Source organism: Streptomyces sp. RP5T, assembly GCF_003933965.1.
Lineage (GTDB): Bacteria > Actinomycetota > Actinomycetes > Streptomycetales > Streptomycetaceae > Streptomyces.
In genome coordinates, this window is the sequence record NZ_RSAJ01000042.1 from 1 (window position 1) to 19,911 (window position 19,911).

A 19,911-nucleotide genomic window follows, 5' to 3' on the forward strand; every position below is an offset into this window, starting at 1 on the left:
GGCTGGGCCGCCTCGCGGCACAGGGCGGCAGGGGGCGCGCGCGTGGTCGGCGCGGTCCTCGCGCGGGGCGCCGTGGAGGTACGGGCCTTCCTGGTGACCGGGGCCGAGCCCGGGACGCCGGTGCGGGTGACCGGGTGGGCTCCCCGGGACGGCGTCCACTCCGAACTCCTGCCCGCCGTGGGCCTCGACGACGACCTGACCGGGGTGACGGGCGAGGCGAACACCCTCTTCGTCGCCCTGTCCCGCCTCACCGCCGACACCGACACGGTCCCGTTGCGGGACACGGTGACCGTACGGCCCACAGGGACCGGGGAGTTGACGGTGACGTGGAACGGGGGCCCCGAGACGCGGGTCCGCCTGGAGAGCACCGGGGTGGACGTCACGACCGGGGACGGGAGGGTGGCGAGGAGCCCCGCCGCCGGGCCGTGACCGACCCGCGGCCCTCTCTGGCGGCCGGGGCACGACTGCTGGAGGACCCGCACGAACACATCCGCAGCACGGCCGCTCGCCACCCTCACCTGCTGGTCCGCATCCTGGTCGGGCTGCTGCGCAAGGGAACCGGCTCGGCGGGAACCGCCGCCGGGAACCCGGCCCTGCCGGCGGAGGTCGTGCGGCGCGTGTTCGAGCGACTTGTACCGCTCACCGCCGTCGTCCTCGTCCCCCCGGGGGCACCACACTTAGGCCGCCACCGAAGCGACGCCCGCCTAGCGTGCCCGTATGACCGAGAACCCGCAGCAAACGCCCGCCCAGGCCGTCACCGGCATGGTGGACCAGGTCCTCGCCCTGGCCGAGACCTGGACCGTCTGGGACGGCAAGCCCGTCCATCTCGATGACCGTGTCCACACACCGCACAAGGCGATCCGCCGCGTGGCCGATCATCTGATCGACCACCTCGCCGAGTTGGAGGTGCGTCTCGTCGGCGAGACGCCGCAGCCCGACCACTGGCACGCGTCCGCCACCACCACCGGGGCCGATCTCGCCCCCTTCACCCGGGAAGACCTGGACGAGGCCCGCAGCCGTCTCACCCGGCTCGCCCGCGTCTGGGCCAGCCGTCTCGACGCTCTCACGGAGGACCAGCTCGACCGGTCACCTGGCGAGGGCTGGACCTTCCGTCAACTGGCTCGGCATCTGGCGGAATCCACGTACTACGCCGACGCGCTCGGCGACCTCTCATGACCGCGGGACGGCCCCGAGGAACGTCCGCGTGAGCAGGTCGGCGTAGGCCGACGAGTGCTGGAGGATGCCGATGTGACCGCCGGGAAACTCGACGAAGTCGGCCTGTCGCGCCTTCGACAGGAACTCGGCAGTGCGATACAGGAGTTGACCGCGCGAGTCGGTCCCCGCGGCGACGGTGAGGCGGGCCTGCGACGGGCCCGCCTCAGGAACGTACGCCGTGAAGGGCTCAAGGACATGCGCGAGGGAGAGCGCCATCGGGGTCGTCAACTCCTCCTCGCGGGACAGGGGTTGCCCCTCCGGGAGCTCTTCCGCGTCCCGCTCCTCCAGTACGGCCGTCATCAGGGCGCCCGCCGCCGCGAGCCCCTTGGCCCGGTAGACGGCACAGACGTTCCGGAACGCCGCCTGCTGCCGTGCCCCGTCCGGCAGCACCCCCACGCACGGCGGCTCGTGCACGACGACGTGCCGCAGCCGCTCCCCGTGCCGGGCGAGCAGATCGAGGGCGGCGACGGCGCCCGCGCTGGTGCCGAACACGTACGCCGACTCACCCTCCCCGAGCATCTCGTCCAGCACCCGCCGCGCCCCGTCGCTCCAGTCCTGGACCCGCTGGTCCGCGACGGGCTCGCCGAGGCGGCCGTGGGCGAGGCCGAGGGGGTCGTAGGTGACGACCGTGAAGTGTGCGGAGAGCGCGTCCGTCACCGGGCCGAGCCCCATGGGGTGGCCCGCGCCGCCGGGGACGATCAGCAGGACCGGGCCGTGTCCGGTGACGTCGTAGTGCGGGTCAGTCATCATCGGTCTTCTCCTCGTGGGGCCAGTCGGTGAGGGCCACGTGCAGGGCGTCGACCGCCCTCTCCCAGGACTTCTGTACGTCGCGGGGCGCGCCGAAGCCGCCGCCCGCCTCCAGGGCGCAGTAGCCGTGGAAGGTGGCGCGCAACAGGCGTACCGCGTCCGTGAGATCGGGTTCGGCGAGGCCGTAGGCGCGGAGCATGCCGTACGTGATCTCGGCGGTGCGCCGAAGCGCGGGGGTGTCGGCGATCAGCGTCTGGTCGATCCGGATCTGGGTGGCCGCGTACCGCCCCGGCCGCTCCAGTGCGTACGCCCGGTAGGCGTCCGCGAAGGCGGCCAGGGCCTCCTTCCCGGCCCGCCCCGCCACCGCGACGGCGATCCGGTCGATCATCTCGCCGCCGGCGAGCAGGGCGACCCGGGTGCGCAGGTCCTGGAGGTTCCTGACGTGCGAGTAGAGGCTCGCGTCCTTCACGCCGAAACGCTTGGCGAGGGCGGCCAGGGTGATGTTCTCGAAGCCGATCTCGTCGGCGAGGTCGGCTGCTGCCTCGGTGAGGCGGTCGGCGGTGAGGCCGGCACGGGGGCTCATGCGAACAGGATAGCTAGGGCTCCTAGGTTTTTGGCTAGTAAATTGTGGTTCGCGGGGAGGAGGGCGGCCGGCCGGGACCGCCGCAGGGGCCGGCCGCGGAGACATCGGCAGTGTCCGTGCTGCCGCCTCATGGTGAGCCGCCGTGCCAGGGACGGGCGCCGATCACCTTGCGGTCGTGGGGAGTTCATGTTCCGCCTCGATCCTCCACAGGCGGCGTGGAGATGCCGCCGAAGGCAGCGGAATCCAGGAGGCGTTCATGGGGCACGGGCATCACGGGCATCACCACCACGGGCACGAGCACGGCCATGACCACGACCACGCGCCCACCGCGCCCCTGCCCGCCGCCTTCGACAGCTCCGTCCCCGACGAGGCCCTCACCCCGGAACAGGCCTCGCGCCGCACGCTGTTGCGCCGCGCCGGGCTCCTCGGCGCGGGGCTGACCGCCGGGAGCGTCCTCGGCCCGACGGCGGCCGCGCCCGCCCGGGCCGCCACCGGCGGCCGTCGCACGGGCGGCTTCCTCTGGCTGGCCGGCGACCACCACATCCACACCCAGTACAGCAGTGACGGAAAGTACCGCGTCGTCGACCAGGTCAGACAGGGCGCCCGGCACGGCATGGACTGGCTGGTCATCACCGACCACGGAAGCGCGACGCACGCCAGGATCGGTGTCGACAAGGTCAACCCGGACATCAGGGCGGCCCGGGACGCGTACGAGGACACTCTCGTCTTCCAGGGCCTGGAGTGGAACATCCCCGGCGCCGAGCACGGCACCGTCTTCGTGCACCCCGGCAAGCACGAGGTGTCGGTCCTCAAGCAGTTCGAGACCGAATACGACGGCAGCGTGAAGGGCGCCTCCGACTCGACGCCGGCCAACGAGGCCCTCGCCGTCGCCGGGCTCGCCTTCCTCGGTGAGCAGGTCCGCCGTCGCAAGGTCAAGGACGCGCTGATGCTCGCCAACCACCCGGCGCGGCGCGGTGTCGACTCCCCGCACGAGATCCGGGCCTGGCGCGACGCGACCGACCCGCGGCACCAGATCGCCGTCGGCTTCGAGGGCGCGCCCGGCCACCAGGCCGCCGGACTGCCCGCCCCGCTCGGCATGGCCCGCGCCCGCGGCATCTACGACAACAGCCCGAGCGCCAACTCCTTCGCGGGCTACCCGCCGGAGAGCTACCGCACCTGGGGCGGCTTCGACTGGATGACCGCCACGGTGGGCGGGCTGTGGGACAGCCTCCTGGCCGAGGGCAAACCCTGGTGGATCACCGCCAACTCCGACTCCCACCAGGTGTACGCCGACACGGCGGTGCGCGGCCCCGGCGACTTCGACACCGACGGCCGCTACCCGGATCCGGTCTACGGCGGCCGTATCGACATCACCCAGGGCGACTACTGGCCCGGCCAGTACAGCCGGACCCACGTCGGCGCGGACGGCTTCTCCTACGCCGCCGTCATGGACGGCATCCGCGCCGGCCGTGTCTGGGTCGACCACGGTCAGCTGATCAGCGGCCTCGACGTGCGGGTCTCGGGCGGCGGCCGCTGGGCCACGCTCGGCGGCGCGCTGCACGTCAAGAAGGGGGCCGCCGTCACGCTCACCGTCGACGTGGCCCTCGCGGGCGGGCCCAACTGGGCGGGCTTCACACCCCGGTTGGCCCGCGTGGACGTCATCCGGGGCGAAGTGACCGGCCCGGTCTCCGACAAGGACACCTTCACCGCTCCGACGGCGAGGGTCGTGAAGTCGTACGACATCGACAAGGCGACCGGCACGGTCCGCCTGAGGTTCGAACTCGGCCGCGTGGAAAGCCCGTTGTACGTACGTCTGCGCGGTACCGACGGCAACCGGTCCGGCGTCGGTCCGATGGGCGCGGCGGTCGATCCGGCGGGTCCGGCCATCGACGTCGTCGGTGACGCCGACCCGTGGCGCGACCTGTGGTTCTACTCCAACCCCGTGTGGGTCCTGCCCTCGTGACGCCGTACGCCCTCACCGTGGACGCGGGCGTCCGCGACCTGCGCGCGGCCGATCACCTGCTCCACGCGCTGGCTCTCCCGGAGGGCGCGTTCGGCTGCACCCACCTGGTCCGCGGGGACCGTCCCCGCGTGGTGGTGTCCCTCTGCCTTCCCTCGGAGCCGCTCCTGCGCACCGCCCAGGAGCGGCTCGGGGGACTCGGGGTGTCGCAGGGCGTGCCGGACACGGTCGGCCGTGCCGTGATCTACCCCGGCGTCGGCTCCCTCACCGGCACGCTCACGATCGCGGAACTGCTCACGCGCTCCGCGATCGACCGCGTGACGGTGCTGGGTGCGGCGGCGCAACCGCCGTCGGACACAGAGCTGGTGACGCGTGACCACGTACGACCGCAATGGCAGGACGGGGCTCTGGTGCTGATCGCCATGCCCGCGGCCGGCGGCACCCTCGTCCCCTTCGAGGTGCCGGACCCGACACCGTGCTGCGCGGACCACTGACACTGCACCCTGGGCGCGGTAATTCAGTGGGGAGCCGTCACCGCCGGTCGTAGGGTTGCCGCGGACCCAGGGGAGGGGCATGCCGTACGAGGCACAACGGGACGGGACGACCGGCAAGTCCCCTTCGCCACAGGCCCGTTCACTCCCGCTCGGGCGACAACGCGACTTCGCCGTCTTCTGGGCCGCCCAGACCCTCTCCGTCCTCGGTGACTCCTTCGCCCTGATCGCCCTGCCCCTGCTGGTCCTTGAGACCACCGGCTCCCTCGCCCGGATGGGACTGCTGACGGCGGTCGGCGGCGCCGCGTCGGTCGTCGCCGCCGTGTTCGCGGGTGTGGTGGTGGACCGTGTCGACCGGCGACGGCTGCTCATCGGCTGCGATCTCGTGCGCATGGTGCTGTACGGGGTGATCCCACTGGCGTGGCTGTTCGGCCCGCGGGTCTGGCTGCTGTACGCGGTGCTGCCGGTGTGCGAGGCGGTCGGCATGCTGTTCGCCGTCGGGTACGTCACCGTCGTACGGGGTCTCGTCGGAACCGGTCGACTCACCGAGGCCAACGGGCGGTTGAACGCGACGGCCGCGGCGGCCGGGGTGCTGGGACCGGCGTGCGCGGGAGTGGTCGCGGCCTGGACCGGACCCGCGACCGCCGTCGGCGTGGACGCGGCGAGCTTCGGGGTGTCGGCGCTGTGCACGTTCTTCGTGCGGTTCCGTTCCCGCCCCTCCGAGGCGCCCGAACGCACCGGCCTGTGGCGGGATCTGCGCACCGGAGTGGCCTTCCTGCGCGGACACCCCGTGCTGCGCTCGCTGACGGTGCTGCTGTTCGTGTTCAGCTTCCTCACCCTCGGCCTGAACGACCTGGTCATCTACCACCTCAAGCACGACCTCGGCCACGACGACGGCACGGTCGGGACCGTCCTGGCCGTCGGCGCGCTCGGCACCATCGCCGGCGCCCTCCTGGTGGCACGGGTACGCCGACGGCTCGGCTTCGGCGCGGTCTGGACCGGGTCGGTGGCGCTGTGCGGGCTCGCCTTCGCCGGCCTGGGCTGGGCCCGTGACGTCCCGGCCGTCGCCCTGCTCACCGCGGTCTTCCTCGCCTGCGGCGGTATGGCGGGCACCTGCTCCATGTCCCTGCGCCAGGAAGTCACCCCGGAACCCCTCCTGGGCCGCGTCACCTCCGCCTTCTGGACCCTCCACTACTCAGCGGCCCCGCTCGGCGCGGCCGCCCTGACCTGGGCGGCGGACCACCACGGCACAGCACCGGTGGGCCTGCTGGCGGGCACAGCGTGCGTACTCGTCGCGGGCGCGGCTCTGTTCACCCCGATCCGGCACTCTTGAGAACCGCCGCCCGCGCAGAGCCGTGCGTCACCCATTGACCCCCGCATAATGCCGCAGACTCCACCCCCACAGCACCCGAGAACCCAGGTACGCCACCACCCCCAGCAGCGGCGACACCGCCGCCAGCCAGTACGGGGCGCCCGTGTCGTGGCCGTGGCCTGTCAGGACTGCTGCGGGGAAGTAGGCGACGAAGGCGAGGGGGAGGCCGTAGGTGAGGAGGCCGCCGACCGCCTTCGGGAGGACGTTGAGGGGGTAGCTGCCGAAGGTGCCGAGGAGTTCCTCCAGCCAGCGGCTCCAGTAGTCCGCCGCCGGGAAGCGCAGGGCCGCGCACGTGATCGCCGTGAAGAGGGCCGCCTCCAGGAGCATGCCGCCGACGACCGCCGCGATCAGGTAGGAGATCCGGCCCGGTGTCCAGTCCAGTTGGCTGCGGCTGAGGGCGCCCACCATCAGGCCGACCGCGACCGTCAGGTCCCCGATCGCGTTCGTGGGGAAGAACGCCAGCTGGAGCTGGCGGTGCACCGGCATCGGGCGGGTCAGGTAGATGTCGATCCTGCCCTCCTGGATCTGCCGGCCCGCGCCGTGCACCCGGCCCAGCAGCAGGACGAACAGTCCGTGCGCCAGCATCCGCGTCGCCGGGATCAGCAGGACCTCCGAGCTGTCCCAGCCGCCCATCCCGGTGAACCGGGTCAGCAGCACGGTGGCGAACACGATCACCGACACCTGCCAGATCGCACCGATCGCGATCATCAGCAGGAACTCCGTGCGGTACTCCAGCTGCGCACGGAAGTTGAGACGCGTGACCCGCCACGCGATCCGCATGCCGTTCACGGGCCTCAGCCTCCTTGGGAGATGACGCGGCGGGCGGCCCGCCGCCACAGGAAACGGGTGAACAGGGTGAGCGCCACGCACCAGAAGGCCTGGACCGCCAGTTGCGGGAAGGCGTCCGACAGCGGGATGCGGCCGATGTAGATCGACAGCGGCACGCTCAACGTGGCCTGGAACGGCAGGAATCCGCTCAGCGTGATGAACCAGTCCGGGAAGAACCACAGCGGCGCGTACACCCCGGACAGCAGGTTCTGCGCGAAGATCAGGATCAGCATCGCCGCGTTGTTGCGGACCGTCCAGAAGCACAGCTGGTCCAGCATCAGCAGCACGTTGTACAGGACCAGCTGGCCAAGGAGCAGGCTCAGCGCGAACACCCCCGCCACGGCCGCCGACCTCGGCGGATCCACCACCCCCGCCGCCAGGCAGACCAGATAGCCGCCGAGCGCCCACGCGAACCCGTACAGCTGCTCGCCGAGCGCGCGCAGGGCGTGGTAGCGCTGGGGCGGCAGCGGGCGCAGATACCAGTAGACGATCGTGCCGAAGTGCATGTGCTGCAGCACGGTGTCCCGGCCCGTGTACTGGTCCAACTCCCGCAGCCGGGAGGCGAGTACGGCCAGGACGGCGTACGTGACGGCCTGGTTCTCGGTGAGGCCCGCGGTGGTGCCGGTGTGGCTGTACAGGCCGTGCCACAGGGAGGCCACCAGGACCACCTGGACGGCGAGGCGGATCAGGACGGCCGTCATCCGCGGCGGTGCGTGCAGCTCGCCGAGCGGGGTGACCCGGGCGGCGCGCCAGGCGTGCAGGACGGCCATGTCAGACCCCCTCCACGGCCGGCCCCGCGTGCACGTACGCGGCTCGCATCACGTCCTCCAGGTCGGCCTCGTCGATGGCGACGCCCGTCACCTCGTACCGCTCGATGACGGCCTTGAGCGCCTGGTGCACGGTGGGGGAGTCGGGGCCGTCGGGCCCGAAGACCACCTGCGGTCCGTCCTTCTTCAGGACGGCGATCCCGTGCAGCGGCACGACCTCGGTGTGCGGGTCGGCAAGGGTCGCCCGGACCTGCCACGTCGAGCCGAACCTGCGGCGGATCTCGTCCAGGCTGCCGTCCAGGACCAGCCTGCCGTGGTTGATCAGCACGACCCGCTCGGCGAGCCGCTCCACCTCGGTCATGTCGTGGGTGGTCAGCAGGACCGTACGGCCGCGCTCCTCGACCTGGTGGCGCAGGAACTCCCGCACCTGTTCCTTGACGACCACGTCCATGCCGATGGTCGGCTCGTCGAGGAAGACGACCGGCGGGTCGTGCAGCAGCGCGGCGGCGAGGTCGCAGCGCACCCGCTGGCCGAGGGAGAGATGGCGGACCCGGGTGTCCCAGAACGCGGACAGTTCCAGGATGGCGTCGAACTCCGCGAGCCGGGCCGCGTGTTCGGCCTTCGGCACCTCGTAGATGTCCCGGAGGATCGAGAACGACTCGCGCACCGGCAGGTCCCACCACAGCTGGGTGCGCTGCCCGAACACCGCGCCGATGTTGCGGGCGTTGCGTTCGCGATCCCGGTACGGCACCACGCCCGCCACCCGGGCCTCGCCCGAGGTGGGCGTGAGGATGCCGGTGAGCATCTTGATGGTGGTGGACTTGCCCGCGCCGTTCGGGCCGAGCAGGGCGAGGAGTTCGCCGGGCGCCACGTCGAAGGTGATGTCCGAGACGGCGTGCTTGGCGACCCGCTGCGGGTTGACCAGGGAGCGCAGGGTGCCGGCGAGGCCGGGCCGGCGGACGGTGGTGTGGAAGGTGCGGGACAGGCCGCGAACCTCGATGCTTCCGGGCACGCTGTGAACTCCCTTGTGGTGAACAAGAGGTGCGGCCGGTCGGCTTGGAGGGCCGACCGGCCGCGGGTACACCATGACCGTCGCAGAGGCGCGATCACACGGGCAATGGATTAATCCACCTGTGCATTGGACTAATCGATCACCGAGAACACGAACGAGAACTCCGCCGGCTCGGCCCGCAGGTGGTACTGCGGGAGAGGGCCGGGACCGCAGGACGCGGTGCCGATGCCGTGGTGACCGTGGTCCAGGTTCACCCACACCGTCTCGCCCGGGGTGAGGTCGGTGAGGTGGGTGGCCGCGTCCAGCTGCTCCGTCGTCCAGCGCCGGGCCGTGAAGGAGAACTCCGGGTCGCCCTCGATCCTGAGACCGCCGAGTTCCACCCAGCGCACATCCGCGCGGGCGCCGTTCTCCTGCGGGCGCAGATACGGGGTCTGCAGCTCGTCCACCGTCGCGTTCCAGCGCCCGACCATGGAGGCCTTGCGGGTGTCCGGGTAGGCCTCGCCGGGGCCGCCGCCGAACCACGTCACCTGGTCGGCCGCGGACAGCCCGAGCCGGATGCCGAGCCGGGGCAGCGGCTGCGTCCACTCGCCGTCGGGGCCCACGGACACCGTCAGACGAAGCCGCGAGCCGTCCGAGGTCCAGCGGTAGGCCACGCCCAGGCCCACCTCACGGGCGGCGGGCGCCACCCGGGTGCGGACCGTCAGCGCGTCCTCGCCTACCTCCACCGAGGACAGCCGGTGCCGCATCCGGTGCAGGCCGAGCGTGCGCCACAGCGCGCCGTACTGGATGCCGGACTGCCACTCCATGCCCTCGTCGTTGTCGGTCGTCGCCCGCCACACGTCCAGCCGCGGGTTGTCGACGGCCACCCCGCCGATCGTCCGGAGCGCTCCGGTACGGGCGTCGAAGGCGCCCGGGCCCAGGGTGATCAGCTTCTCGCCGCGCACCGGCCGTTCGGTGGGCGCGACGGAGGGCCGTACCGCGGCAACGGCCGGGAGCTGGCCCCACGCGACGACATGGCCCTTCGGCGCCCAGGCCGTGTCGGACGCCAGCAGCGCCCGGACGGTCCACTGCGCCTCCGCGCCCTCGTGCGCGGGCGGCTCCGGCAGCTTCACGTCCGCCGACTCACCGGGCGCCAGCGCCGGCACCGCCAGCGTGCCCGCCTCGACCGCCTCGCCCGCCACCTCGTACGACCACTCGAAGGCGAGGCCGGACAGGTCCGCGAAGTCGTACTTGTTGGTGACGCGTACGGTGCCGTCGGCGCCCTCGATGCGGACCGGCTCGATGACCTTCTTGTACTCGACGAGCCCGGGGGACGGCGTGCGGTCCGGGAAGACCAGGCCGTCGCAGACGAAGTTGCCGTCGTGCAGCTCCTCGCCGAAGTCGCCGCCGTAGGCGTAGCCCAGCTCGGCGTGCTGGACGCCGTGGTCGATCCACTCCCAGATGAAGCCGCCCTGGAGACGGTCGTACTTCTCGAAGAGGTCCTGGTAGTCGGCGAGGCCGCCGGGGCCGTTGCCCATGGCGTGGCCGTACTCGCACTGGATGAACGGCAGCTCGCGGCGCTTGTGGGTGCCGCCGTCGAGCTCCTTGCCGATCTGCTCGACCTCGCCGTGGAAGGCGTACATGCGCGAGTACACGTCGGTGTCCCGGCAGTTCCAGTCGCCCTCGTAGTGCACGAGCCGCTCGGGGTCGCGGCCGTGGATCCACTCGGCCATCGCGGTCAGGCCGCGGCCGGTGCCGGCCTCGTTGCCCAGGGACCAGAAGACGATCGAGGGGTGGTTCTTGTCCCGCTCGACCATGCGGGCCGCGCGGTCCAGGAGGGCCGGGGTCCAGCGGTCGTCGTCGACGGGGTTGTCCCGCCAGCCCTGCTCGGTGAAGCCGTGGGTCTCCAGGTCGCACTCGTCGATGACCCACAGGCCCAGCTCGTCGCACAGGTCCAGGAAGGCCGGGTGCGGCGGGTAGTGCGAGGTGCGCACGGCGTTGAGGTTGTGCCGCTTCATCAGCAGCACGTCCTCGCGCATGGTCGCGAGGTCCAGGGTGCGGCCGGTCTCCGGGTGCCACTCGTGCCGGTTGACGCCCTTGAACAGGATCGCCTTGCCGTTGACCTTGATCAGGCCGTCTTCCAGCGCGATCGTACGGAAGCCGATGCGCAGCGGGACCCGCTCGCCCTCGGTGACCAGCTCGCCGTCGTAGAGCCGGGGGCTCTCGGCGCTCCAGGGGGCCACCGGGGCGGTCACGGACTCACCGGTGGCGACATCGATGTCGAGGGCGGGCACGAGCACCCGTCCGTCGACGTCGGAGTCGACGCGCAGGGTGCCCTCGCCCGTGACGTGGTCGTAGGAGGCGTGCACGAAGTAGTCCAGGACGCTGCCCGCCGGGCGGTGCAGCAGGGTGACCTCGCGGAAGATGCCCGGCAGCCACCACTGGTCCTGGTCCTCCAGGTAGGAACCGGCGGACCACTGGTGCACACGGACGGCCAGGACGTTGCCCTTGGGCTTCAGCAGATGGCCCACGGCGAACTCGTGCGCGAGCCGGGATCCCTTGAACTCGCCGAGGTCCGTGCCGTTGAGCCAGACCCGGGCGCAGGACTCGACGCCGTCGAAGCGGATGACCGCGCCGCCGTCCGAGGGCCAGTCCTCGGGGAGGTCGAAGACCCGCAGGTGGTCGCCGGTCGGGTTCTCCGTCGGCACGTGCGGCGGGTCCACCGGGAAGGGGTAGAGGTGGTTGGTGTAGATCGGCAGCCCGAAGGCGCCGTCGCCCTGGAGGACCCAGTGCCCGGGGACCGTGACCTCCGCCCAGCCGGCGGCGTCGTATCCCTCCTCGGCGAAGGAGTCGTCCTCGGCGTCGGCGGTCGCCGACAGCCGGAAGCGCCAGGCGCCGTCGAGGGGCAGGGCCTTCGCGTCGGAGGAGGCGTACCAGGCGCGGGGCGGGAGGGCCCCGCTGCCCGGGGACACGTCCTCGACGTAGTCGAAGGCGCTGCTGGTGGTGCGGAAAGACATCGGTCTCCAGGTCCTGAGAGAGAGGTGTCAGCCCTTGATGCCGGTCTGCGCGATTCCCTGGACCAGCCAGCGCTGGAGGAAGAGGAACACGAACACCAGGGGCAGGATGGAAATGGCGGTGGCCATGAAGATCAGGTGGAAGTTGACGGTCTGGTTGGTCATGAAGGAGGACAGCGCCACCTGGACGGTCCAGGAGCTGGGGTCCTGGCCGATGACCAACGGCCACAGGAAGGCGTTCCACCCGCTGATGAACGTGATCGTGGCCATCGCCGCGAAGAAGTTCAACGAGTTGGGTACCACGATGCGCCAGTATGCGCCCCAGTATCCGAGTCCGTCCACGCGGGCCGCCTCCTCCAGCTCCTTCGGGAACCCGAGGAAGTACTGCCGGAACAGGAAGCAGGTGAAACCGCTGAACAGGCCCGGGATGATCAGACCGCGGTAGGTGTCGATCCAGCCGAGCGACGAGACCAGCACGAAGCTGGGCACGAAGGTGACGGCGGTCGGGACCATCAGGGTCGCGAGGACGACGTAGAAGACCTTGTTGGCGTGCTTGTAGGGGATCCGGGCGAGGCCGTAGCCGGCCAGGGAGCAGATCAGCAGGGTGCCGACGGTCATGGAGACGGCGATCACCGTCGAGTTCCACATGGACCGGGCGAAGTCCACCGTCGGGTCGCTGAACAGCTCGCTGATGTTGCCCCACTGGAAGGAGGGGAGCAGCTTCCAGTTCTCGCCGGTGATCTCCGGGTCCGTGGACAGGGAGTTGCGCAGGATCAGGTAGAAGGGGAGCAGGAACAGCAGGGCGGCGACACTGACGGAGACGTAGAGGCCCGTGTTGCCGAGGACGCCGCCACGCTTCTTGCGGCCGTCCTTGCCCACCTGAGGTGCGGTGGTGGTCACTTGGAGTCCTCCCCCCTTCCGAAGCCCATGAACTTGCCCTGGAGGAGCGTGACGGCGCAGATCAGCACCGTGAGGATGACGGCGCCCGCGCTGCCGGCGCCGTAGTCCTGGTTGTCGCCGAGGGCTGTCTTGAACAAGACCATGAGAGGTGTCTGGCCCCAGGTCGCCTTGGTCGTGACGATGTTGTAGAACTCGTCGAACGCCTGGTAGGCGGCCACGAGCAGCAGCAGGATCACCGCGGTGGAGGTGGCGCGCAGCTGGGGCAGCGTGATGTACCGGAAGGTCTGCCAGCCCGGCTTGGCGCCGTCGATCGCGGCCGCCTCGTACAGCTCCGCCGGGATGTTCTGGAGCGCGGCCAGGAACAGGATCATGTAGAAGCCGGCCTGCAGCCACAGGCGTACGGTCACGATGACCAGCCAGTACCAGGGCGGATTCGGGTCGGACAGGTAGGCGATGTTCTCGACGCCGAACCAGCCGAGGACGGTGTTCATCAGGCCGAAGCGGACGCCCGTGAAGATGGACATCTTCCAGATCAGCGCGGCGGCGACGTACGACACGGCGGTCGGCAGGAAGAACACCGACCGGAAGAACGCCCGCATGAACCGCAGCCGGTGCACCAGCATCGCCAGGGCCAGGGAAAGAGCCCAGGTCAGGGGCACGATGAGCGCGGCGAACACCGTGAACGTCACCAGGGAACCGGTGAAGTTGGAGTTCGTCAGCATGCTCTTGTAGTTGTCGAGGCCGACGAACTTGCTGGGCGTGACGGTGAAGCGCGCGTCGAAGAAGCTGAGCCAGATGCTCCAGACGATCGGCACGAAGACGAAGATCGCCAGGCCGACGAGGAACGGCCCGGTGAAGAGCCAGAAGTTGAAGGTGGGGTTGCCCCGCAGCCCCCGCCGCGGCCGGGCCGGTGCGGCCTTGGCCGGGGCGGGCTGGGCGACCCCGCGTGTGGTGGTGGTCGACATGTCGTGGTTTCCCCGTCGACCTAACCGAAGAGCTTCTTGAGCTCGGCGTCGACCTTCTTCTCCGCGGTGGCCAGCGCGGCGTTCGGGTCGCCGTTCTTACGGACGCTGTTGGCGAACGCGTCGGTGAGGGCGGTGATCATCGCCTGGGTCCAGCCGATGTTGTCGAAGTGCCCGAACTCGTTGAAGAGCTTGACGCCCTCGGCCGGCAGCCCCGACTTCAGCTTGGTGGCGGACTCGGCGATGGAGGTGCGCGGCGGGATGTGGAAGCCGTAGGAGGTGGCCCAGTCCTCCTGGTACTGCTTCTGGTCGATCCACAGCCACTTCACGTACTCCTTGGCCGCGTCGACGTTCTTGCCCTTGGCGTTGACGAACATCGACCAGCCGCCGTTGTAGACCGACTGCTTGCCGTTGTCGCCGACCTTGGGGAAGGGGAAGACGCCGAGGTCGTCGCCGAGCGCCTGCTGCATGGCGGGCATCGCCCACATGCCGCAGAACTGGATGGCGCACAGGCCCTGGTTGATCGCGGAGGGGTCCCAGTAGTCGGCCGGGGCGTCGAGCAGCAGGTTGCCGCTGGTGAAGAGCTGGCGCAGCTGCTTCATGCCGGCGACGACCGCGTCGGTGTGGAAGGCGGGCTTGTTGTCGGGGGTGAGGGTGTCCGCTCCGGCCGACCAGATCAGCGGGTTGATGGCCGGGGTGAGGTCGTTGCCGAGGAAGACGCCCTTGACCTTGCTGGTGGTGAGCTTCTCCGCCGCGACGAGCAACTCGTCGAGGGTGGTCGGCACGTCGACCTTGGCCTTCTCCAGCATCGACTTGCGGTAGAAGAAGAACTGCGGGTCGTCGATCATGCGGACGCCGTATATCTTCCCGTCCACCGTGTGCGACTTGATGTCGGCCGGGTTGAAGTCGTCCTTGACCGGGTCGATGATGTCGGTCAGGTCCGCGACCTGGCCGCTCTTGACCATCTGGATCTGCGGGTGGAACTCGAAGACGTCGGGCGCCTTCTTGGTGAGCAGGGCCGCGAAGAGCGCGGACTCGAAGTTGCTGCCCGTGATCCAGTTGGTCTTCACGTCGGCCTTCTTGTACGCCGCCGCGTACTTCTTGATGGCCTGCTCCGTGCCCGCCTCGCCGTAGGCGTGGAAGTACTGGGTGAGTCCTTCGCCCGACCCTCCGCTGCTCCGGCCGGTGTTGCTGCCGCACGCGGCCAGTCCGCCCGCTGCGGCCAGACCCATCGCGGCCTTCATGACGTTACGACGGTTCCAGGGGGTGCTGCTCATTGCCGACATGCTGACGTCCTTGTCTCGAATACGGCTTGCGGCTCTGCGCCTTGGCTCTGCGGCTCAGTGCCAGGTGGCTCGAATGCTGTGGCGGTGCGGGGACGTTAACCTTCGGCTAAGCCTTCGGCAAGGGGTTGGACGAAGTCTGCTCGAAGCGTTGTGCGGCGTTCGGGATACCGGACGCCCGGGGGTTGCGGGCCGCCGCACCAGCGGCCCCCAACCCCCTTGCGGGTGTGCCGAGTTACTGCCTGGACCAGGCCTGGTTGGCCCCGCCGTTGCAGGACCACAGGCCGACCTTGCTGCCGTCGGCCGTCGCCTGTCCGCCGACGTCCAGGCAGGTGCCCGACGTCTCGCCGACGATCTGGCCGTTGGAGTTCAGCAGCCACTGCTGGCTGCCGTCACGGGTCGCCTCCGGGCTCGTGGTGAGCCCCGAGCTTCCCGCGGTCAGATAGCCGTTCACGCCCTTCAGGCGGCCCTTGGCGTCGTACGACCACACCTGCTCGGGCCCGCCCGTGCAGCTGGTGATCACCGCGCCCGTGGCGTCGGCGGTCAGGCACTTGCCGGACTGCCTGCCCCGGAGCGCGCCCGTGACCGCCGAGGTGCCGTGGTCCTTCTGGTCGAGGACGTACGTCGTGATGGACCGGGCCGGCAGGGTCGCCGAGGCGGTGCCGCCCCTGACCGCGGGCCTGGCGACGTTCGCCCAGCTCTCGGTCGCCGAGGTCCGCACGGCCTTGCTCGCGCGCACCGGCGCCTTGCTGTTGAAGTGCAGCTTCACCGCGGTGTCGGTGGTGTTGTGGTTGTTGACCACGACGACCCACTTGCCGTGGTCGTCGTACGTCGACACCTCGACGCCGTCCGGCGCGCCGGTCACGTTGTGGGCGACCGAGCCCGGCCGGACGAACTTGCTGTACTGGCCGAGCGCGTAGTACCGCTTGGTGAAGTACAGGGTCTGGTTGCCGTTGGTGGCGTAGTCGGGGTCGTAGTAGATCAGGCCGTCGTTCCAGCCCTCGTCGTTGCGCGCGAGGGGGTCGCTGCCGATCATCTCCGACAGGGCGACCCACCACTGGAACGCCGAGTCGTGCGCGGTCGCGAAGTCCTTGTAGATGATCCGGGAGAGGTTCAGGCCGCCGTCGATCGTGGGGTCGTACTCCTGCGCCCAGCCGGTGCCGCCCTTGCCGAAGCAGCAGATCTCCGTGGACCAGGACTGCTTGCCGACCGACCTGGACGTCTCGTAGATCTTCGCCCGCTGGTCGTCGCCCGGGTTGTTGTACGTGTGGTGGGCGAGCTTGTCGACGTACTGGGCGGTGTCCGGCTGCGAGATCCACTGCGGGAGCTCGGTGTTGAAGCTCACCGTGGAGCTGGACTCGTCCGCGATGATGCCGGTCCTCTGACCGCGGGCCTGCTGCTCGGCGCCCAACGCCCGCACGATGTCGTCGCGTTGGTCGACCGGGACCAGCATGCCCTCCTGGCCGCAGTCCTCGAAGCTGTTGGTCGGCTCGTTGAAGGGGCTGATGTAGTCGAACCGCACGCCCTGCTTCGCGAAGTGGTCGGTGACGTCGGCGACGTACTTCGCGTAGTCCTGCGTGTTCTCCGCCTTCAGATACCCGCCGCAGCTCTTGGCGTTGGTCTTCCACTGCGCGGGCGCGCTGTTGACGAAGGCGATCAGGTCCTTCACGCCGTACCTGGCGGCCGCGTACAGGAACGTACGGCCCGCCTTGTCCTTGCTCCAGTCGTAGGACCCGTCGTCCTTGACGAAGGTCTCGGGGGCGCGCGGCGCGTAGGTCACGGCGGTGCCGCCGCCGCCGATGTTGTAGCGGTAACTGCTGAGCGCCAGACCGTCCTTGGAGAACAGCAGCCTGGACACCCGGGCCTGGACCTTCGGGTCGAAGTTCTTCAGGTCGTTGACCCACCAGGCGCCCGAGGCACCGATGTTGTCGATGGTCTGGGCGGCGTGCGGGGAGACTTCGGCCACCGTGGGGGTGGCGGCCGACGCCGGTGGAGCGGATATCAGCGGTCCCGCGACAGCGAACGCGGCTGCGGCTGTCAGCAGGGCCGATCTCTTGCGGTGGGGGTGAGACACGTGCATCCCTTCCGTCGTCGTGAAGGTGGTGCGGTACGGCTCCTAGCGGGGGTCGTGCGCCTTGGTCCTCGCCGGGGTGGTGCGTTTCGCGGACCTCTGCCCGACCGACTGCAGCGCCCCTTCGAGCGCGAACGTCGCCGCGCCCAGACACGCCGGGTCGGTGGGGATCGGGGAGAGGACGATCTCGGTGGCGGCCATCGGCCGGGGCAGCGCGTGCCGGGCGACGGCCTCGCGCACCTCCGCGACCAAGGGCTCGCCGAGGGCGGCCGCGACCCAGCTGCTGAGCACGACCACCTCGGGGTTGACCAGGTTGACCAGGTGCGCGATCGAGGCGCCCAGATAGCGGGCGGTGTGCCGGACGACCTCGGTCGCCACCGGGTCCCGGCCCCGCATCCCCCGGGCCAGCGCGTCGATCGTCGCGGTCTGGTCGCCCGGGTGCAGCAGCTCGCTGTCGGGGCTCAGCTCCCGCAGGTTCAGCATGATCCCGGGCGCGCCCACGTACGTCTCCACGCAGCCGTGGTTGCCGCAGCGGCACAGCCGCCCGTCGAGGACGATCGTGTTGTGGCCCCACTCGCCGGCGCTGTTGGAGACGCCGCGGTGCAGGGCTCCGCCCAGGACGAGCCCGGCGCCCACGCCGGTGCCGAGGGTGACCACGACGGCGTTCCCGCGCCCGCGCGCGGCCCCGAACCACTGCTCGGCCACGGCGACGGCACGCAGCGGATTGTCCAGATAGAGGGGGTAGGCGATGTACTCGGAGAGCAGGTCGAGCAGTGGCACGTCGTGCCAGTCCCAGTTCGGCGCGTACTCCGAGATGCCGGTCGCGCGGTCCACCTGTCCCGGCACGCTCACCCCGACGCCGAGCACCCGGGCGCCCTCGATCCCGGCCTGCGCGACCACCGAGCCGACGGCGGCCGCGACATGGCTGACCACCTGCTCGGGCAGGCTCTCGCCGGGGCGGACGTCCTCCTCGGCGCGGGCCAGGACGTTCAGCGCGAGGTCGAACAGCTCGACATGGACGTACGTCTCCGCGATGTCCACGCCGATCAACGCGCCCCCCGACGCGTTGACGGCCACGAGTCCCCTCGGGCGCCCGCCGGCCGACTCCTCGAACCCGACCTCCGTGATCATGCGGAGGTCGAGCAGCTCGCCCACGAGCGTGGCGACGGTGGCCAGGCTCAGCCCGGTGGCCGCCGCCAGCTCCTGCCGGGAGGTGGGCGACTCGGCGATGATCTGGCGCAACACCTCGTAGCGGTTCGCGGTGCGGATGTCGCGTGATGTGCGCTTCACCGGGCCTGCCCCATCCCTTCGCTCATGCCGGGACGACAGTGGCACCGGCGCGGCGCAAGGCTATGGGCTGCGGGGGACTTTGTACAAGGGGTTAGGAAAGGGGCTTTATAAAGTCAGTCGGCGAGTACGTCCGTGACGAAGGCGTTGGCGAATTTTGCCCCGGGGTCCAGCTCACGCGCCAGCTTCCGGAAGTCGCCGAGCCTCGGGTAGAGCTCGCGCAGCACCCCAGCGGGCGTGGTGAACACCTTCCCCCAGTGCGGCCGCGCGTCGAAGGGGGCCAGTGCCTCCTCCAGCCGGCGCACCACCGGCAGGACCGCCGCCGTGTCCTCGATCCAGGTGAAGTGCAGGGCCACGGTGTCCCGGCCGTGGGAGGGGCTCAGCCACTGCCCGTCGGCGGCCACGGTCCGCACCTCGCAGATCTGGAGCACCCCGGCGACCGTCTCCCGGATGCCGTCCACCGCGTGCAGCGCCTCGACGGCGTGCTCGCGCGGCAGCAGGTACTCCGACTGGAGCTCGGCGCCGCTGCTCGGTGTGAACTCGGCCCGGAAGTGAGGCAGTCGGTCGTGCCAGGGACCCGGCACCCCGAACTGCTCGGTGCAGTTGACCGCGGGCATCCCCGGCACCGGGTGCATCTTCTCGGTGGCGGGCGCGGCCCACGGGAAGTCGGCGAGCGGCTGGTCCGTCCGCCGCTTGACCCAGACCTGCCGGAACCCGGGCGCCCGCCAGTCGGTGAACAGGCTGACGCTGTACGCCGTCGACATGACCGTGCCGAAGGCCGCCAAGTCGAGCCCGGCCAGCGGGAGTTCGGTGAAGACGTACTGCTCCACGTCGAAGGAGGGCACCAGGTCCAGGGTGAGCGCGGTGACCACGCCGAGCGCGCCCAGCGAGGTGACCGCGCCGCCGAAGCGCGGGTCGTCCCGGCCGATGGTGAGCGCGGAGCCGTCGGCCGTGACCAGCTCCACCTCCCGCACGGCCGACGCGAGCGGCCCGTTGCCGACGCCCGAGCCGTGGGTGCCGGTCGCCACCGAGCCGGCCACCGAGATGTGCGGCAGCGAGGCCATGTTGGGCAGCGCGAGGCCGTGGGAGGCGACCGCGCGGGCCAGTTCGGCGTACCGAACGCCACCGGCGACCCGTACCGTACGGGCCGCGCTGTCCACGTCGGTCACCGGCGGCAGGCCGGCGATCGACAGCAGGACGCCCTCCGGGCCCGGCTCGGCGATCTCGTTGAAGGAGTGCCCGCTGCCCAGCACCCGTACCCGCGCGCTGTCCGCGACCAGCGCGGCGACGCCGTCGAGCGAGTGGGGGCGGTGCAGTTCCCTGGCGGAGTAGGTGATGTTCCCCGCCCAGTTGGTGATCGTCTCCGACATGTCCGTCGTTCCTCCCAGGAGTGCGTATGCGTTGACCCTCTCATTTGCCGGGGCCTACCGTAGAGAGCGG

The 19,911-nt window shown here is 70.6% G+C and carries 16 protein-coding genes and 1 pseudogene; 5 read left to right on the top strand and 12 right to left on the bottom strand.

The window, feature by feature from the left end; translation table 11 throughout:
* Positions 1 to 429 (top strand): annotated as a pseudogene (locus EHS43_RS07235) (hypothetical protein); the annotation flags it as partial.
* A 288-nt stretch (positions 430 to 717) separates the two neighbouring features.
* On the top strand, positions 718 to 1,176 hold the full coding sequence (locus tag EHS43_RS07240; RefSeq protein ID WP_125189696.1) for a hypothetical protein: 459 nt from the start codon (positions 718 to 720) through the stop codon (positions 1,174 to 1,176).
* Here the strand turns inward: EHS43_RS07240 and EHS43_RS07245 are convergent.
* Positions 1,171 to 1,962, bottom strand: coding sequence for an alpha/beta hydrolase (locus EHS43_RS07245; RefSeq protein WP_125189719.1), 792 nt, complete (start codon positions 1,960 to 1,962; stop codon positions 1,171 to 1,173). The genes EHS43_RS07240 and EHS43_RS07245 overlap by 6 nt on opposite strands.
* On the bottom strand, positions 1,955 to 2,545 hold the full coding sequence (locus EHS43_RS07250) for a TetR/AcrR family transcriptional regulator (protein ID WP_125189697.1): 591 nt from the start codon (positions 2,543 to 2,545) through the stop codon (positions 1,955 to 1,957). Before EHS43_RS07250 ends, EHS43_RS07245 begins: the two co-directional genes overlap by 8 nt.
* A gap of 256 nt (positions 2,546 to 2,801) precedes the next feature.
* On the opposite strand from EHS43_RS07250, the gene EHS43_RS07255 reads away from it, so the two are divergent.
* From EHS43_RS07255 to EHS43_RS07265, 3 genes are all read left to right on the top strand, one after another.
* Positions 2,802 to 4,508 (top strand): PHP domain-containing protein, encoded by a 1,707-nt coding sequence (locus EHS43_RS07255; protein WP_125189698.1) that lies wholly within the window; start codon positions 2,802 to 2,804, stop codon positions 4,506 to 4,508.
* Positions 4,505 to 4,999: a hypothetical protein gene (locus EHS43_RS07260; protein WP_125189699.1), complete on the top strand. Its 495-nt coding sequence runs from the start codon at positions 4,505 to 4,507 to the stop codon at positions 4,997 to 4,999. The genes EHS43_RS07255 and EHS43_RS07260 overlap by 4 nt, the downstream gene beginning before the upstream one ends.
* Before the next feature lie 79 nt (positions 5,000 to 5,078).
* Entirely contained in the window at positions 5,079 to 6,329 is a 1,251-nt protein-coding gene (locus tag EHS43_RS07265) for an MFS transporter (protein ID WP_125189700.1), read from the top strand.
* Between the two features lie 27 nt (positions 6,330 to 6,356).
* Here EHS43_RS07265 and EHS43_RS07270 read toward each other — a convergent pair whose 3' ends face one another.
* The 10 genes from EHS43_RS07270 to EHS43_RS07315 all read right to left on the bottom strand — a co-directional run bounded on the left by EHS43_RS07270 (position 6,357) and on the right by EHS43_RS07315 (position 19,841).
* Entirely contained in the window at positions 6,357 to 7,157 is an 801-nt protein-coding gene (locus EHS43_RS07270; protein WP_125189701.1) for an ABC transporter permease, read from the bottom strand.
* A gap of 5 nt (positions 7,158 to 7,162) precedes the next feature.
* The gene (locus EHS43_RS07275; RefSeq protein WP_125189702.1) at positions 7,163 to 7,966 is read right to left on the bottom strand and encodes an ABC-2 family transporter protein; all 804 of its coding nucleotides are present in this window, start codon (positions 7,964 to 7,966) and stop codon (positions 7,163 to 7,165) included.
* A gap of 1 nt (position 7,967) precedes the next feature.
* The gene (locus tag EHS43_RS07280) at positions 7,968 to 8,975 is read right to left on the bottom strand and encodes an ATP-binding cassette domain-containing protein (RefSeq protein WP_125189703.1); all 1,008 of its coding nucleotides are present in this window, start codon (positions 8,973 to 8,975) and stop codon (positions 7,968 to 7,970) included.
* Positions 8,976 to 9,106: 131 nt separating this feature from the next.
* Positions 9,107 to 11,971, bottom strand: a complete 2,865-nt coding sequence (locus EHS43_RS07285; RefSeq protein WP_125189704.1) for a glycoside hydrolase family 2 TIM barrel-domain containing protein — start codon at positions 11,969 to 11,971, stop codon at positions 9,107 to 9,109.
* A gap of 27 nt (positions 11,972 to 11,998) precedes the next feature.
* Positions 11,999 to 12,868, bottom strand: coding sequence for a carbohydrate ABC transporter permease (locus tag EHS43_RS07290; RefSeq protein WP_125189705.1), 870 nt, complete (start codon positions 12,866 to 12,868; stop codon positions 11,999 to 12,001).
* On the bottom strand, positions 12,865 to 13,833 hold the full coding sequence (locus tag EHS43_RS07295; RefSeq protein WP_125189706.1) for a carbohydrate ABC transporter permease: 969 nt from the start codon (positions 13,831 to 13,833) through the stop codon (positions 12,865 to 12,867). Before EHS43_RS07295 ends, EHS43_RS07290 begins: the two co-directional genes overlap by 4 nt.
* Before the next feature lie 20 nt (positions 13,834 to 13,853).
* Positions 13,854 to 15,116 carry an ABC transporter substrate-binding protein gene (locus EHS43_RS07300; RefSeq protein WP_125189707.1) on the bottom strand — a complete coding sequence of 421 codons (1,263 nt, stop codon included), beginning with the start codon at positions 15,114 to 15,116 and terminating at the stop codon, positions 13,854 to 13,856.
* Between the two features lie 232 nt (positions 15,117 to 15,348).
* A complete protein-coding gene (locus EHS43_RS07305; protein WP_125189708.1) occupies positions 15,349 to 17,193 on the bottom strand; it encodes a glycoside hydrolase in 1,845 nt (614 codons plus the stop codon).
* A 36-nt stretch (positions 17,194 to 17,229) separates the two neighbouring features.
* Complete coding sequence (locus tag EHS43_RS07310) at positions 17,230 to 18,474, bottom strand: ROK family transcriptional regulator (protein WP_125189709.1); 1,245 nt, start codon at positions 18,472 to 18,474, stop codon at positions 17,230 to 17,232.
* Positions 18,475 to 18,587: 113 nt separating this feature from the next.
* Complete coding sequence (locus tag EHS43_RS07315) at positions 18,588 to 19,841, bottom strand: FAD-binding protein (protein ID WP_125189710.1); 1,254 nt, start codon at positions 19,839 to 19,841, stop codon at positions 18,588 to 18,590.
* Positions 19,842 to 19,911 lie beyond the last annotated feature (70 nt).

Coding starts and splice junctions, on each gene's coding strand:
- EHS43_RS07240 (WP_125189696.1), top strand. CDS start 718: ATGACCGAGAACCCGCAGCAAACGCCCGCCCAGGCCGTCACCGGCATG.
- EHS43_RS07245 (WP_125189719.1), bottom strand. CDS start 1,962: ATGACTGACCCGCACTACGACGTCACCGGACACGGCCCGGTCCTGCTG.
- EHS43_RS07250 (WP_125189697.1), bottom strand. CDS start 2,545: ATGAGCCCCCGTGCCGGCCTCACCGCCGACCGCCTCACCGAGGCAGCA.
- EHS43_RS07255 (WP_125189698.1), top strand. CDS start 2,802: ATGGGGCACGGGCATCACGGGCATCACCACCACGGGCACGAGCACGGC.
- EHS43_RS07265 (WP_125189700.1), top strand. CDS start 5,079: ATGCCGTACGAGGCACAACGGGACGGGACGACCGGCAAGTCCCCTTCG.
- EHS43_RS07275 (WP_125189702.1), bottom strand. CDS start 7,966: ATGGCCGTCCTGCACGCCTGGCGCGCCGCCCGGGTCACCCCGCTCGGC.
- EHS43_RS07285 (WP_125189704.1), bottom strand. CDS start 11,971: ATGTCTTTCCGCACCACCAGCAGCGCCTTCGACTACGTCGAGGACGTG.
- EHS43_RS07295 (WP_125189706.1), bottom strand. CDS start 13,833: ATGTCGACCACCACCACACGCGGGGTCGCCCAGCCCGCCCCGGCCAAG.
- EHS43_RS07300 (WP_125189707.1), bottom strand. CDS start 15,116: ATGTCGGCAATGAGCAGCACCCCCTGGAACCGTCGTAACGTCATGAAG.
- EHS43_RS07305 (WP_125189708.1), bottom strand. CDS start 17,193: ATGCACGTGTCTCACCCCCACCGCAAGAGATCGGCCCTGCTGACAGCC.
- EHS43_RS07315 (WP_125189710.1), bottom strand. CDS start 19,841: ATGTCGGAGACGATCACCAACTGGGCGGGGAACATCACCTACTCCGCC.